The following is a 15,476-nucleotide window of genomic DNA, read 5'->3' on the forward strand; positions in this document are numbered from 1 at the left end:
GCCGTTCGTTCGTGCCATCATCCGTCAATTGGTCAGGGGTAAGCGATGTCGTTCATCGTCAATGGAAACCATGTTCCCGGCCCGTCCGATCCGCGCGTGTCGCTGCTCGATCATCTTCGCGAGGGGCTTCACCTGACCGGGACGAAAAAGGGCTGCAACCAGGGCGCTTGTGGGGCGTGCACCGTGCTGATGGACGGTGAGCGTATCCTGTCCTGCCTTGCCCTGGCCGTCCAGTTCGACGGATGCGAGATCACCACGATCGAGGGTGTAGCCGATGGCGCGACGCTGCACCCCTTGCAGGCCGCGTTCATCGAACATGACGGCTTTCAATGCGGCTATTGCACGCCGGGGCAGATCTGCTCGGCGATCGGCATGGCGGCGGAGGCGAGGCGCGGCGTGCCCAGCCATGTCAGCGCCGATCTGGCCGCCCAGGTCGAGCTGACCCGCGAAGAGATACAGGAACGGATGAGCGGCAATCTGTGCCGCTGCGGCGCGCATAACGGGATCGTCGACGCGATCCGCTCGACCCTGGTCGCGGAGCCCGTGGCATGATTCCGTTCGAATTCAGCCGCGCGACCGATGCGGCCGATGCCCTGCGGCAAGGCGCGATGGCGGGCACCGCCTATCTGGGCGGCGGCACCAACCTCGTCGACCTGATGCGCGAGACGATCGCCCGGCCGAACAGGCTGGTCGACGTGACCGGCCTGTCGCGTGCGATCGAGGAGACACCCGATGGCGGGCTGCTGATCGGCGCGGCGGTCCGCAATACCGCGCTGGCCGAACACCGACAGGTTCGAACACGCTACCCCATGCTCTCCCGCGCCATCCTGGCGGGTGCGTCGGCGCAGATACGCAACATGGCGACGGTGGGCGGAAATCTGCTCCAGCGCACGCGCTGCACCTATTTTTACGACAGTGCGGGGTCGCGCTGCAACAAGCGGGAACCGGGCTCCGGCTGCGACGCGCGTGGCGGGTTCAACCGCATCCACGCCGTGCTCGGCGGGTCGGAGGCCTGTGTCGCCACCCACCCCTCGGACATGTGCGTGGCGCTCGCGGCACTCGACGCGACGGTTCATGTCGAGGGTCCGGCGGGCAAGCGAGCGATCGCGTTCGGCGATTTCCACCGCCTTCCCGGTGACCAGCCCGACCGCGACACGACGCTGGCTCCCGGCGAACTGGTCACCGCCATCGCGCTGCCGCCGCTGTCTTTCGGTGCCAATTCGACCTATCGCAAGGTCCGCGACCGCGCGAGCTATGCCTTCGCGCTGGTATCGGTGGCGGCGGCGCTCGACCTCGACGGCGACCGGGTCCGGGATGTCCGGATCGCATTCGGCGGCGTCGCGCACACGCCGTGGCGCGCCATGAAAGCCGAAGCGGCGCTGCGCGGCGGCCCGGCGACGCGACAGGCCTTCCTCGATGCGGCGGCGGCGGAATTCGTGGAAGCCCGGCCCTTGCGCGACAACGCCTTCAAACCGGCGCTGGTCGGCCGGACGCTGGCCGCCGTCCTCGATGCCCTGGTCCGGGGAGACATGGCATGAGCATCGTCGACAACGCCAAGGCAACGGTGCAGGGCTTGGTACAGGGAGCGATGGAAAAGCTCGTGCCGCTCGCGCCCGATAGCTGGATACCCGGCGGCGCCCCCGACCCGTTGATCGCACGCAAGCACGGGCTGATCGGCAAGCCCGTGTCGCGGCTCGACGGTGCGCTCAAGGTACAGGGACAGGCCGCCTTCGCCGCCGAGCATCGGTTCGAGGCCATGGCCTATGCCGCCCTCGCCTATGCGACCATCGCACGCGGCCGGATCGCGGCGATCGACAGCGCCGCCGCCGAGGCCGCGCCGGGCGTCGTGCTGGTGATGACGCATCTGAACGCGCCGCGCATGGCGAAGCCGCCGACCATGGGCTCGTCGGCTCATGCGGTCGGCCAGGCCGATTTGCCGGTTTTGCAGGACGATCGCATCCATTGGAACGGACAGCCCGTCGCCTGTGTGCTCGCGGAGACGCAGGAACAGGCGGATCATGCCGCCTCGCTGCTACGTGTGGCCTATGACGAAGAGCGGGCCGTGACCACCTTGGCGGGAGCCCGGGCGGAGGGGACCGAACAGGCGATGTTCATGGGTCACCCCTTGCTGAACGAGGTCGGCGATGCCGAGGCCGCTTTTGCGGCCGCGCCGCATCGCGTCGATCATATCTATCGCACGCCGCGCCATAATCACAATGCAATCGAGCCGCACGCCGCGACGATCGCCTGGGTCGACGACGCGCTGGTCATCCACGACGCCAGCCAGATGGTGGCCCAGCAGGCGCAGACCATGGCCGATATCTTCGGCCTGGCGCCCGACAAGGTCCGCCTCACCTCCCCCTATGTCGGCGGTGGGTTCGGCAGCAAGGGCCTGTGGGACCACCAGATCATCGGTGCGGCGGCGGCGAAGCTGGCCGGCCGACCCGTCCGGATCGCGCTGTCGCGCGAGGGTGTCTATCGCATCGTCGGCGGCCGTACCCTGACCGAACAGCGCGTGGCGATCGGGGCGGATGCCGATGGGCGTTGCCAGGCCCTGCTCCACACCGGCCTGACCGTCATGACGCCGCACAATGCGATGCCGGAGCCCTTCATCCTGGGATCGCAGGCCGCTTACGCCTCGCCCAACATCCTGTTGAAGGTGGAGGTCGCGCGGATGGACATGCTCGCCAACACCTTCATGCGTGCGCCGGGCGAGGCGGTGGGCACCTTCGCGCTGGAGTCGGCGATCGACGAACTGGCGGTCGATCTCGCCATGGATCCGGTCGAACTCCGCCTGCGGAACGAGCCCGAGACGGACCCGACCAATGGCCGTCCCTTCTCCTCCCGTCATATCGCGAAAGCCTGGCGCGACGGGGCGGAGGCTTTCGGCTGGGCGGCCCGTGCCCCCCGCACGACCCGGCGGGAGGGCGAATGGCGGATCGGCGTCGGCTGCGCGACCGGCACCTATCCCTATTACCGGATGCCCGGTGCGCAGGCGCGCATCACGCTGCGTCGCGACGGCGAAGCGGTCCGCGCAAAGGTGGAGGTCGCGGCGGCCGAGATGGGCATGGGCACCGCCACGACCACCGCGATCGTCGCCGCCGAGCGGCTCGGCCTCGCGCTGGATCAGGTCGAGGTCGGCTATGGCGACAGCGACATCCCCGGCGCGATCATGGCGGGCGGATCGCAGCAGACCGCCGCGATCGGCGCCGCCGTCATCGCCGCGCATGGCGCGCTGGTTGCCGAACTGCTCAAGCTGGCGGGCAACGACTCCCCGCTGGCAGGCCTGTCCCCCGAAGACGTCGGATGCGTCGATGGCGGCCTCGCCAGCCTGACCGATCCGGAGCGTAGCGAAAGCTATGCCTCGATCCTCGGCCGGGCACAGCGCGACAGCGTGACCGCGACCAAGGCGGGCTCCGCCCCGCTCGAGACGATGCACTGGTCGATGCATTCGCACAGCGCCCTCTTCTGCGAGGTTCGCGTCAACGAAATCACCGGCGAGACCCGCGTGACCCGCTTCCTGGGATCGTTCGACTGCGGCCGGATCCTCAATCCGAAGACCGCGCGCAGCCAGTTTCGCGGCGGCATCATCATGGGGATCGGCATGGCCCTGATGGAAGAGACGCAGTTCGACGAGCGGAGCGGCCGGATCATGAACCCCAGCCTCGCGGAATATCATCTGCCCGTCCATCTCGACGTGCCGGAGATCGACGTGATCTGGACCGACATCCCCGATCCCCATGCCCCGATGGGCGCGCATGGGATCGGCGAGATCGGGATCACCGGCGTCGCCGCCGCCATCGCCAATGCGATCTACGACGCGACCGGGCGGCGCGTTCGCGACCTGCCGATCATGCTCGACAAGCTGTTGTGATCGTCAGCGGCCCGGCGCTCCCAGATACTGGCCGAACCAGGCGGGCTGACGTTTCATCACGTCGGCCGCCCGGGTCGGCACACACAATGCCCGGCATCGGGTAGATGACGAGGCTGGTCGGCACGTCCTGACTCTTCAGCGCGTTCCACCATTCGACCGACCGGGTCGGCGGCACCTCAATATCGCGCTCGCCGAGATGCTAATGGTGGCCTTCTAGGCGATCCGGCCGCCTCCGGCAGGCAGCGCCACTGGCCGTGCGAATAACGGACGCGGTGTGCAACCGCATTCGATGGCCCCGGCGCGCATCCGATCGCCACAAAGCGCTGCTATAAGAGGCCCGCTCCTCATTTTTGACCGCGCCGAAGTCGATGACTTGCGGCGCGCCCGCTTGAGTCACTCCAGCAACCGTCTGGCGACGCAACGTAACCGCCTCAATTTCACGGAGCGCAACGGAACACCCGGTCAGCCGAACCCACGACACCGCTCCGCGCCGCGAAGACATCAGCATATACCAAACGGCTTCACGACAGCCCCACAATATTCAAATTCTACAACGATGAAATTCAATCATATTATTGATGAATACCGACCGATGATAATCAGGTCATTCAATGAACCCTAAAGCGTATCGATTTTATATAGCACCAATATGGACTAATTTATCCGCACCCATAATATGCTTCGATGATAATTTGAAGATCTGGCTTGTGCGAGTCGATACATAAAACCAATGCCATCGAGCAGTACAGTAAATAAAAACCCCGCCGCCATAGTAAAACGTTAACCAAATGCAGCTCCTAAAATTGCCGCCGATCATATCTTTAGCTCAAAAAGCCCCGATAGAAAAAAAAGTAAATTCAATAAAAAGTATTCCGACCCCGTACACTTGGTATCTCTTATTGCCTGGGGAGTTACGCAGGCTGTACCAACGCAAACAAACGCGCGCAATCCAAGCATCTTAGCTTATACAATAGACTTTGGCAAGACAGTAGGCACTACGTATGGAGTCCCTACCAATAGATTCACGGTCAGGGTATATAATACAGGACAATATGAGAATGGGTTAATCGTCTATAGTGTAACAGGTGCTTATCCATGGAACCCGTGATATGGACTTCGCATTCGATAAATGCGGTGTAGATATACTTGAAAACATGACTAGTGAGGAATCGTTTCACAAAAATGTTCTATTTTGTGACGGATTTACAAGGCTTCGTGTAGCTGGATCCACAACTGAAAGCTCTCATGAGGTTATACTTCGAATTAGTGAAATACTAATTGCACTAAAGAGCATGGAAGACTTGATATGCATGCCCAATACGTCTGCGTTATTTCGATATGATTTTGAGCCCAGGTTTATACTAAATTCTGATATGGGCCTCATCAGTATCACCGATCGAGAAAGTATATATAATTGCAGCGAAACTTTAAATATAGATGAAATATTGTACATAAAAAACAATATCTTAAGTGATATAAAAGATAAAATACAGCCAGTATCAAGTTTTGTTTATGATCGGCTACTAAGGGACAATAAATGTTCACTACGGAACAATAACTTGGAGATATTTTTATGCAATCAGTGCGTAGACAGATCGCCATCACGTCCACGGTCGCCATTATGATTGCGATCATTGCAATAGTCACATTACGTGGCAAGGCTGACGCTGTAACATTATACAAAAAAATCAATGTTGTGCGCCATTACAATGATCGAAAGCAGGAGCACCCCAAAAGCGTGACGAGCAAGCTCCCTTCGATCGAAAAACCCCGTTCGGGAGACGATGTCGTTGCTCATATTGCAAAAAATCTAAATTCGGAGCTTGTGAGGACGAAAGATAGTTGGTCGAAGGAAACGACTGATCGAGTATGGAACCAAATCCGCCAGTTCATAATAGTCGATGAGTGGCACAAAGATATCATGGAATCAGGACGTGATCCGTCTTGGTCAGGTGGAGCGGAAAGCCGCCTGCGGGAGATGACCTCAAGAATCACCGACCCCCGAAATGTTACAAGCACGGTATGTGGAAAGATCGAGTGTGAAGTTCGCATTCGTATTGGCTATGCGGAAAGCGAAGCTGATAAGCGTGCATTCATGCAAAAGCTGGCGGATATTGGACAGGGATCAGAGCCAGATAGGCCATTTTCCGTCAAGCAAATATTCCATAGCAATGACGACACCTCGCTCGGATTCGGATACGAGGCCTATTATACGAGGTGGAAGTAGTCCTAGGCTACCGGGGAAATAGTCCTGCTCGCCAGACGTAGCTTCAGCTTATTTTCGCAACTCACGCTCGCGGTAAAGTGACACGCTGCCGCTTGCGAGGAACGCGCCGCCGCCAGCACCGGTCTTCATGCTTGCGAGATCGACGATCCCCGCGCCGTCGGACGCCAGTCGCGATAGCCGATCGCCGCCAGTCCGATCATCACGGCATAGAGCCCGGCGGTCGGCACCAACCCCTTGAACAGGAACATGCCGACATAGACGATGTCGACGACGATCCACAGCAGCCAGTTCTCGCGATGGCGGCGCGCGGTCCAATATTGTGCGACCAGGCTGAAGCTGCTGAGCGCCGCGTCGATCCAGGGCAGCGACGCATCGGTATGATGGCTGGTGAACCAGCCGATGCAGAGCGCCCCCGCCGCGCCTGCGCCAAGCCCGATCGCGGCGTGCCGACGCGACAGGCGGGCCACTTCGACCGGCGCCTCCCCCTCGCGATGACGTAGCCAGACGATCCATCCGTAGAGGATGCCGATCCCGAACATCGCCTGCAGCATCATGTCGGCATAGAGCCGCACGTCGAGGAAAAGCTTGAAGTAGAGCGCGCAGGCGACGAGGTTCAGCCGCCAGCACAGCATGTTGCGTCGCGCGGTCAGCCAGATCGCCAGGAAGCTGATCGCGACGGCGACGAGTTCGAGCGCGGTCATGCGGGGCCCGGCCCGATGCGAAGGCGCGTGAGGAAATCCCGCCCGGCCTCCGACTGGAACCACGCCGCATGGCCCAGGGCATAGCCCTCCCAGGCCATGACCGCCCCATCCCCGTCACCGACCACCCCGGCGAAATAGTCCACCTCGGACAGCGCGAATTCGATATGCACGAGCGGCAGCAGATCGATCGCCGCATCGACCACCTGGTGGGCCGAGGGGGCCAGCGCCGCATATCCCTCGATCAGGGCCAGCGCCGCGTGCGGATCGCCGATGCCGTCATCGGGCGCCACCCCCAGTTCCAGCCACGCAAAGGCGGACCGCTCGATCGCGGTCGCGAGGTCATAGGCTGCACAGGTGCGGTCCGCGAGGCCGAAATCGAACACACTCTCGACCGAACCATCTGCGGCCCAGAGCAGGTTGGACGGATGCCAGTCGTTGTGCGTCCATAGCGGGGGTTGCCCGCCGAGCGGCTTCCCCGCCGCACCGAAAAGCGCCGAAAGCTGTCGCCGCCACGGTCGCCGCTCCAGAAATGTCGCGAGGGCGGGGCGGGCGCGGATATAGGTCTCGGCGGCAGTCAGCGGATCGGCGGCGCCGAGGATATGGTTGCTGGCGACCAGCGGCTGCACCGCGCGCTGCGTCGCTTCGAACCCCCGCGACGCACGGTGAAGGCGGGCGAGCGCCGCCCCTGCCGCATGGGCGTGCGTCAACGACTGGAACGGCGTCCATGACGGCCGGTCGCGATACAGGTCTTCCCCCGCCGCCCGCCGGTGAAGTTCGTAGCTCCAGTCGCCCATCGCCACCGCGCTCGTTCCATCGGCATCGCACAATATCTCGGGCACCGGCATTCCCGACCTCGCGAGGTGGGCGATGAAGGCATGTTCTTCCGCCAGCCCGGCGACCGAGCGCACGCGCCGATCGTGCCGCTTGAGCAACACCATGCCGTCGCTGGTATCGATCAGCGTCGCGGCCGAGAAAGGGCGCGGCGAATGCCAGCGCAGCCCCTCGACCGCTCCGGCCTGCGGATAGCGGGCGAGCACGCGTTCCGCTTCGTGGTCGGTGATCGCGGGCCAGGTCGGCACTTCCATGCCCGGCCCCATCCCGTGGACACGGTGACCATCGGGGCCCGCCATCGTCAAAAGGCCCGCGATATGGTGGCCACCACCGCCGCGCCGCCGCCGATGTAATAAGCGGGCGCCTGCCCGACGATCAGCGTTCCTTCACGGCCCACCGTATCGACGGCATTTGTGGTGACCGCCTGTACACCCGCCAGGACGCGCGGATTGGTCACGTTGATCGCGTTCAGCCGCAAATCGGTCCGCTTGCCGTCCAGCCAGTCGGCCAGATGGACGCCGATCGCCAGATCGAGCGTGGCATAGCCCGGAATGCTCTCGTCGTTCATGAAGGTCGCGAACTGACGCCCGACATATTTGCCAGCGACGCTACCGAACAGCAGCCCGTCGTCATAGGTCCCGCCCCCGCCAAGCTGAAGCGTCGGGCTGGACACGGCGCGCTTGCCACGGGTCGGCAGGAAATCCCCACCGACCGGCAGATCGTCGTCGATCCGCGCGCGGAGATATTCGCCCGAGACATAGACGCTGACGCCCCTGGCGGGCCGATAATCGATCTCCGCATCGACTCCGTAAGAGGTCTGCCCCCCGGCGTTCAGCGTCGAGTTGACCAGCGCTCCGCCATTGTCGACCACGGTCGCGAGTTGGCGGTTGCGGAACTTGTAATGGAACCCGGTCACCGATGCGGAAAGGTTCGGGCCGATATAGCGATAGCCCAATTCCTGCGACACCGAATATTCGTTCTTCAGGCTGTCCGTGCCACGCGTCGAGACGACCCCACCGTCATAGCTGTTGTACAGCGTGAACTCGTTGGGGGTACGGAAGTTGGTCGTGATGTTGGCGAAGAGCTGTTGCCTGTCATCGATCGCGACGTGCACGGCGGCACGCGGTAGCGCGACATAACTGTCGCGCCGGACGCCCGCCTGCGGTCCGGGGAGATAGTTGCGCCCGTTGCGCAGCAGGTTGACGCCCTTGATACCGAGGTCGACGGTCAAGCGTGGCGTAATGGCGATGCTGTCGGCCAGGAACAGGCTCTTGGTGACGGTGACGGTGCGCTGGTTCTCATAGGCGAGCAGCCGCCCGTCGGCGGTGCGGATCGCCTTGCTGCGATAACCCCATTGATCGACGGGCATCCCCTGGGCATCGATCGCGGTATAGGTCTGCGTGACCCGATCGGTGCCATAGTCGAACCACAGCCCGGCGGTCAGCCGGTGGATGCCCGCCTGCAGCGTCAGCTTGGCGACCTGGCCGTTGCGCATCTGGTCGCCGGTATAGTTGCCGAGGACCGTCGCCACGCCGTCGACCGCGCCCGGCAGGGCGATCGGTTCGGCCAGCGCCTCCTCTCCCAGGAAATTGCCGGTCGTGGCGAGCTGCGTGCCATAGGGCGAATTGCCGTAGCCGAACTGGAGATAGGTCGTACCGTCGAACGTCAGTCTGTCGTTCAACACCAGATGCACCGGTGCGGACGCGTACAGGTTGCGGAACGGTGCGCGGTACAGTCGCCAGTAATTGGTGTCGCCGGGCGAATAGCGTGCGTCGTAGTTGAACCCGCGCCCCTGCGCCTGCCAGTCGGCCAGTGTCGGGCTGGGATAGCTGGAGGAGTTGGCGTCGTTGTAGGACAGGGCAAGGCTGGCGCGGCTGCCATCCGCCCATTCGCGCAGCAGCTTGGCGTCGACATGCTGGCGCGTGTCATACCCCGCACCCCGCCAATTGTCCGCGCGCGTGTTGGAGTAGGAGATGAACGCCTTCAGCCCGGTGTCGCCGATCATCCCGGTATCGACCCGGACGAAAACCCGGCGCAAGGCATAGGACCCGGCCGACAGGTCGGCGAGCAGGCCGGGCCGCTCCTTGGGATCGTCGAGGGTCAGCGCGAGCAGCCCCCCTGCCCCACCCACCGTCGGAGAATCGATGTCCACCGCCCCCTGCGCCAGCGCGATGCGCCGGACATTGCCGGGATCCGCGAACTGCGACGGGTAGGCGTAATAATAGCCGATATCGTTCTGGGGCGCGCCTTCCATCAGCACGCCGATCTCGTCCTGTCCCAAGCCCCGGAGCGTCAGGCTTGAACTCGTCGACAGGCCGTAGGGATCGCTCGACGCGACATTGGCACCGGGCAGCAGATTGACGAGCTGAAACGCGTTGAGCGTCGGCGCCTGCTTGACGATGAAGTCGCTCGAAATCGCGCTGACCGCCTTGGGGTCCGTCTGCTCGGGGAGCAGCCCCTCCGGATCGCGGTGGCCGACCACACGAATATCGGACGCCGCATCCGCCGCCTGCTGCGCCGACGCCATCGTCGGCAACGCCAGCCAGGCAACCGACAGCAGCAGGGCGGCCATGGAAGCCATGGGTCGATGGCGCGCATTGATAACCGGCATCGTCTTCGTGTCCACTTCACGGAGGGACGACGAAAGGGATCCGCCAACCCTCCCTACGCCGGTATGACCCGGATCAGGTTCAGCGGGTCATGGACTGCTGCCCACCTCTCAACCGCGCGTCAGCGGCCCCCCGGGGATGGCGTCGTCTAGGCGGTTATGCGGACGGTGCAAATGATTATTGCGGGCAGAACGCCGCATTCGTGCCGATCGGCGCGGGGGAGGCTCAATTGCCCTCGGCGTCGACCACGATCACGACCGGCCGACCACGCGACTCTGGTTCCCAGCCCGCCGCGAGCGCCGCGCGGACGCAGCGCATCATCGTCGCGTCGTCGAGCTGCAGTCGGCCACGCGGCGATCCCCTCAGCAGACGCTTGGGAGCGGGAAATTCGACGAGCGCGGAACGCTTGGCATCCTGTTGCTGAAGCGCGATCGCCATGCCCTTCCACCCCTCGTCGTCGGATAGATGCGGTTCGCGCTGGAGGTGCCAGTCATAGGAGATGCCATCGACCTTGACGGTGCCGGTCGTGCTTTGCGTTTTCGACATGGCCACGCCCCCTAGCATGGATGGCGCGCAAAGGCACGCGTGACGCCCGGCGGCCTTCGCCCGCTCCCGCGAGCGGCGATGCGATGCGCCGATCAAGCCCGGTCGAACCGCTGTTGCATATGAGCTGGTCATGCAACGGAGTGCCACGGCTTATTCACTAGCGTTTTGAGACCTTTAATTTGTTCTTCACCAAGTTGGAGGACAAGCCCGGTCATGCGCTTGGCGACCATCACCAACTGGGCTTACGGCGTAACGGTGGCCCTGACCCTGGCGTCGGGCGCGACGATGCTGATCGCGTCCAACGCGCAGGAAGAGGAGCGGATCGCCGTCGCGCAGCGCTATATGCTCGACCGTGCGACGGATACGATCGAACAGGACGGGCTGGCGCTGAGCGATCTCGCCCGCAAGTTCGTCGTCAATGGCAACGCCGCCGACCTCCTGATCTTCGAGCGGGCGACGCGGGAACTGCAAAGTCTGGAGGCGCGTGTCGCCAAGGTTCGGGATGCCGGGGCATCCGATGACGAATTGCATGCGCTTCGCGACGGGCTGCGCTGGGTCGATGCGCTACGGGCCCAACAGGCCCGCGCGCTGGCGGCGAAGAAGGCGGGAGACCGGGCCGCGGCGATCGATATCCTGTTCTCCGCCGAGTATGAGCGCGAGATCGACCGCTCACGCGCCGCGATCGAGCGGTTCCAGTATCGCCTCGACCAGCGCACCGCCGCCGAACTGCGCGATGCCGAGCACAGTGCGAGAACCTGGCGCCAGGCGTCGGAGATCATGCTGGCGATCACCGGGCTGCTCTTCCTCGCGGTTCTATACTTCATCTACCGACGGCGCGTGCTCCATCCCGTCGTCAAGCTGAGCGACGTGGTCGCCCGCCTCGCCGCGCAGGATTACGGCGTCGAGCCACCGCGCTACGAGCAGATCGACGAGATCGGCGACATGGCCGACGCGCTGCGCGTGTTCCGCGAGACCGGCATCGAGCGCCTCCGCCTCGAAAAGGAACGCGATGCCGATCGCCGCATCCGCGATCTTCTCTCGCGCATGACGCAGCGGATGCAGAGCTGCGACCGGACCGCCGACCTCGTGCGTGTCGTCGCGCATTTCGTGCCGGAGATCGCCCCCGATATGCGTGGCGGGCTATATCTCTTCGATGCCGATCGCGGCGTGATGGCGCTCGGCTGCGCCTGGCAGGGCGAACTGGCCTCGGCCGCCGAATTTTCGCCGGTGGCCTGCTGGGGCCTGCGCCGCAACGCGCCGCACAGTGCGACGGGCAGCAATTTCGACGTACCCTGCGCGCATCTCAAGGCGCTGGCCGACAGCCAGTGCCTGCCCCTCAACGGCCAGAACGGACTGCTCGGCCTCCTCTACCTCGAGCGGACCGAAGCCGCCATGCCGTCGCTTGGCGAGCAATATATCCATATGCTCGCCGAGAACATCACGCTGGCGCTCGACAATTTACGCCTGCGCGAAGCGCTACACCAGCAAGCCATGCTCGATCCGCTAACCGCCCTGCCCAATCGCCGCCAGCTGGACGATGTGGTCGCGCGGGAGCTGGCAATGTCGGAGCGCGACAATACCGCATTGTGCTGCGCGATGATCGATATCGATCATTTCAAGCGCTTCAACGACGATCATGGCCATGACGCGGGTGACGCGGTGTTGCGGGCGGTCGGGGCGTCGCTCGCCCGATCGGTGCGCGAAGGCACGCTGGTGTTCCGCTTTGGCGGCGAGGAATTCCTGATCCTCTTCACGGGCATGACGATCGATACCGCGAAACGGCGGGCGGACGACATTCGGGGTGAGATCGAGAGCCTGGCCGTCACGCATGACGGCCGCGATCTGGGGCGGATCAGCGTTTCGATCGGCCTGGCCGCCGCGCCGCTCCATTGTCCCTGGAGCAAGCTGGTCCAGACGGCGGATGCCGCGCTGCTGCGCGCCAAACAGGCCGGGCGGAACCAGGTCGTCGTCGCCGCGCTCCGCAAGGCCGAGCACGCGGCCTGACCCGCGAGCCGACCGACCAGCACGTCCACGTACCAGGGGCGCACCAGCCCGGGTTGCGCAGCCGCCCCACTGTCGCCTAGCGTGTTCCAAACGCTTTTGTTTTCGGGACATTGGGCATGGATCGTCGTACCTTCATCGTGTCTGGCATCGTGTCTGGCGCGGCAACCGCCGGATGGAGCGCACTGGCCCCGCGTCCGGGCATGGCGCAAAGCACGGGCGAGACGGCCCCGGCACCATCGGCTGGAGACAAGCGGCTGAACGCCGCCTTCGATCAGGTTCTGGAAGAAACCGTCCGCCAGTCGCCCGAGTTCGCCACCTCGCTCGGCCTCGACACCGGCAAGAATGCCGATCTGCGGCACAAGCTGGGCGACAACAGCTATGCCGCCATCGGCAAGGATCTGGCCCGCAACCGCAAGGCCTATGCACTGGTCAGCGCCGTCGATCCCGTCGCGCTCTCGCCACAGGCGCGTATCGATCGCGAGGTCGTCCTCTATAGCATCAAGTCGAACATGGTCGGCCCGGAGCGGTTCGGCCTGTCCTCGCCCCAGGGACCATATCCGATCTCGCAGCAGGACGGCGTCTATTTCTCCCTGCCCGACTTTCTGGACTCCACCCATCCGGTGAAGACCGCCGACGATGCCGAGGCCTATCTCGACCGGCTCGCCCTGATGGGCCGCCAGCTCGACAATGAGACCGAGGTCCAGCGACGCGACGCGGCAAAGGGCCGACTGGCGCCCGATTTCTCGCTCGATCTCGCACTCGGGCAGATGGCGAAGCTCCGGTCGCCATCGCCTGCCGACAACCAGTTGGTCCGGTCGCTCACCCGTCGCACGGCCGCGGCAAATATCGGCGGCGATTGGCAAGCCCGCGCGTCCCGGATCGTCGCCGAGACGGTGTATCCCGCGCTCGATCGCCAGATCGCATTGCTGCGCTCGCTTCGCCCGACGGCACGCAGCGCAGCCGGCGTCTGGGCCCTGCCGGACGGTGAGGCGCTTTACGCCGCCGCCCTCGCGCAGGCGACGACCACGACGCTGTCGCCGGACGAGGTGCATCGCATGGGGCTTCAGCAGGTTGCCGACCTCACCGCACAGCTCGATCCGATCCTGCGCGGGCAGGGCCTGACGCAAGGCAGCGTCGGCGCCCGGCTTGACCAACTGAACCGCCTTCCCGCCCAGCTATATGCGGACAGCGACGCGGGGCGTGCCGAGCTGCTGGCCAGCCTCAATGCCAGCGTGAAGGCCATGCAGGCACGCCTGCCGCAGGCCTTCACCAATCCGCCCGACGCCCCGCTCGAGATTCGCCGCGTCGCGCCGGAGATTCAGGACGGGGCGCCCAATGGCTATTATTTCCGTGCGCCGCTCGATGGCTCACGGGCCGCGATCTACTGGATCAATCTCAAGAGCGTGAATGACTGGCCGAAATACACGCTGCCGAGCCTGACCTATCACGAAGGCGTGCCCGGCCATCACCTTCAGATCTCGACCGCGCAACGCGCGCCGACGCATCCGCTGCGCAAGATCGCCTTCTTCAACGCCTATCTCGAAGGCTGGGCGCTTTATGCGGAGCAACTGGCCGACGAACTGGGGGGCTATGCCACGCCGGTCGAGCGTGCAGGCTATCTCCAGTCCTTCCTGTTTCGCGCGGCACGGCTCGTGGTCGATACCGGCATCCATACGAAGCGCTGGACCCATGCGCAGGCCACCAAATATCTCGTCGACACCGTAGGTTTCGCACCCGGCCGGTCCCAGCGCGAGATCGAACGCTATTGCGTCTCACCGGGCCAGGCGTGCAGCTACAAGATCGGTCACGCCGCCTGGCTGCGGGCGCGTGAGAATGCCAAATCGATCGCGGGGAACCGCTTCGACCTCAAACATTTCCATGACGTGCTGGAGGCTGGCGCGATGCCGCTGTCGATGCTGGAGCGGATCGTCGAGGAGCGTGCCCGCGCCGTCTGACGGCGCTGCGGGACGTCCCGGATCGTGGATCGTATCCCCGACACAGGCGTGGAGACATAGCGACGGCAGGACGATATGAACTTGGCATGGCCCGGCTTCTGCTATTCAACAAACCCTTCGGCGTCCTGTCGCAATTCACCGACCGGGGGTCGCCGACGGTGCGGTCGACATTGTCGGACTTCATCGCGGTCAAGGGGGTCTACCCCGCCGGAAGGCTCGATCGGGACAGCGAGGGCCTGCTCCTGTTGTGCGATGACGGGCGGTTGCAGGCGCGGATTTCCGACCCGCGCTTCAAGATGCCCAAAACATATCTGGTGCAGGTCGAAGGCGATCCGGACGAGCAGCAGATCGAAAGCCTGCGACGGGGCGTCCGTTTCAAGGATGGCATGACCCTTCCCGCCGACGTCGCGCCTATCGACGCGCCGGACCTGTGGCCGCGCGATCCGCCGATACGTCAGCGCAAGACCATCCCCGATGGCTGGCTGAGGATCACCATTCGCGAAGGGCGTAACCGGCAAGTCCGCCGCATGACCGCAGCGGTCGGTCTGCCCACGCTGAGGCTGGTCCGGTGGTCGATCGGCGAATGGTCCGTCGCCGAGATTGCACCCGGCCGCTTCACGGAGCTGTCCGTCGGCGGCAAGGGCATGGGGGCAAGGGCTGGCGGCTGATGCGTGATCCGCGAGCCTTGTCGGCTATCCCCGCCACATCATCTGATGCCCGTTGCAGCGA

11 protein-coding genes and 1 riboswitch are annotated in these 15,476 nt (G+C 64.1%); of the genes, 7 read left to right on the plus strand and 4 right to left on the minus strand.

Annotation, left to right across the window (positions count from 1 at the left end):
* Positions 1 to 45 precede the first annotated feature (45 nt).
* The 4 genes from LRP66_RS01690 to LRP66_RS01705 all read left to right on the plus strand — a co-directional run bounded on the left by LRP66_RS01690 (position 46) and on the right by LRP66_RS01705 (position 6,101).
* Complete coding sequence (locus LRP66_RS01690) at positions 46 to 552, plus strand: 2Fe-2S iron-sulfur cluster-binding protein (protein ID WP_230480760.1); 507 nt, start codon at positions 46 to 48, stop codon at positions 550 to 552.
* Positions 549 to 1,538, plus strand: coding sequence for an FAD binding domain-containing protein (locus tag LRP66_RS01695; protein WP_230480761.1), 990 nt, complete (start codon positions 549 to 551; stop codon positions 1,536 to 1,538). Before LRP66_RS01690 ends, LRP66_RS01695 begins: the two co-directional genes overlap by 4 nt.
* Complete coding sequence (locus LRP66_RS01700; RefSeq protein ID WP_230480762.1) at positions 1,535 to 3,874, plus strand: xanthine dehydrogenase family protein molybdopterin-binding subunit; 2,340 nt, start codon at positions 1,535 to 1,537, stop codon at positions 3,872 to 3,874. The genes LRP66_RS01695 and LRP66_RS01700 overlap by 4 nt, the downstream gene beginning before the upstream one ends.
* Positions 3,875 to 5,447: 1,573 nt before the next feature.
* Complete coding sequence (locus tag LRP66_RS01705; RefSeq protein ID WP_230480763.1) at positions 5,448 to 6,101, plus strand: hypothetical protein; 654 nt, start codon at positions 5,448 to 5,450, stop codon at positions 6,099 to 6,101.
* A 125-nt stretch (positions 6,102 to 6,226) separates the two neighbouring features.
* On the opposite strand, the gene pnuC is transcribed toward LRP66_RS01705, so the two are convergent.
* The 4 genes from pnuC to LRP66_RS01725 form a co-directional block, all read right to left on the minus strand.
* Positions 6,227 to 6,802, minus strand: a complete 576-nt coding sequence (gene pnuC / locus LRP66_RS01710) for a nicotinamide riboside transporter PnuC (protein WP_230480764.1) — start codon at positions 6,800 to 6,802, stop codon at positions 6,227 to 6,229.
* Complete coding sequence (locus tag LRP66_RS01715; RefSeq protein ID WP_230480765.1) at positions 6,799 to 7,932, minus strand: phosphotransferase enzyme family protein; 1,134 nt, start codon at positions 7,930 to 7,932, stop codon at positions 6,799 to 6,801. The genes pnuC and LRP66_RS01715 overlap by 4 nt, the downstream gene beginning before the upstream one ends.
* A gap of 2 nt (positions 7,933 to 7,934) precedes the next feature.
* Positions 7,935 to 10,205 carry a TonB-dependent receptor gene (locus LRP66_RS01720; protein WP_230480766.1) on the minus strand — a complete coding sequence of 757 codons (2,271 nt, stop codon included), beginning with the start codon at positions 10,203 to 10,205 and terminating at the stop codon, positions 7,935 to 7,937.
* Positions 10,206 to 10,277: 72 nt separating this feature from the next.
* Positions 10,278 to 10,387, minus strand: a riboswitch (TPP riboswitch).
* A gap of 80 nt (positions 10,388 to 10,467) precedes the next feature.
* Positions 10,468 to 10,788: a hypothetical protein gene (locus LRP66_RS01725; RefSeq protein ID WP_230480767.1), complete on the minus strand. Its 321-nt coding sequence runs from the start codon at positions 10,786 to 10,788 to the stop codon at positions 10,468 to 10,470.
* A 213-nt stretch (positions 10,789 to 11,001) separates the two neighbouring features.
* Here LRP66_RS01725 and LRP66_RS01730 point away from each other — a divergent pair, with 213 nt between their 5' ends.
* From LRP66_RS01730 to LRP66_RS01740, 3 genes are all read left to right on the plus strand, one after another.
* Positions 11,002 to 12,792, plus strand: a complete 1,791-nt coding sequence (locus LRP66_RS01730; RefSeq protein ID WP_230480768.1) for a diguanylate cyclase — start codon at positions 11,002 to 11,004, stop codon at positions 12,790 to 12,792.
* A 116-nt stretch (positions 12,793 to 12,908) separates the two neighbouring features.
* A complete protein-coding gene (locus LRP66_RS01735) occupies positions 12,909 to 14,747 on the plus strand; it encodes a DUF885 domain-containing protein (RefSeq protein WP_230480769.1) in 1,839 nt (612 codons plus the stop codon).
* Between the two features lie 86 nt (positions 14,748 to 14,833).
* Entirely contained in the window at positions 14,834 to 15,415 is a 582-nt protein-coding gene (locus LRP66_RS01740; protein WP_230480770.1) for a pseudouridine synthase, read from the plus strand.
* The last annotated feature ends 61 nt before the right edge of the window (positions 15,416 to 15,476 follow it).

The sequence above is a fragment of the Sphingomonas sp. Leaf21 genome, assembly GCF_916858675.1.
Lineage (GTDB): Bacteria > Pseudomonadota > Alphaproteobacteria > Sphingomonadales > Sphingomonadaceae > Sphingomonas.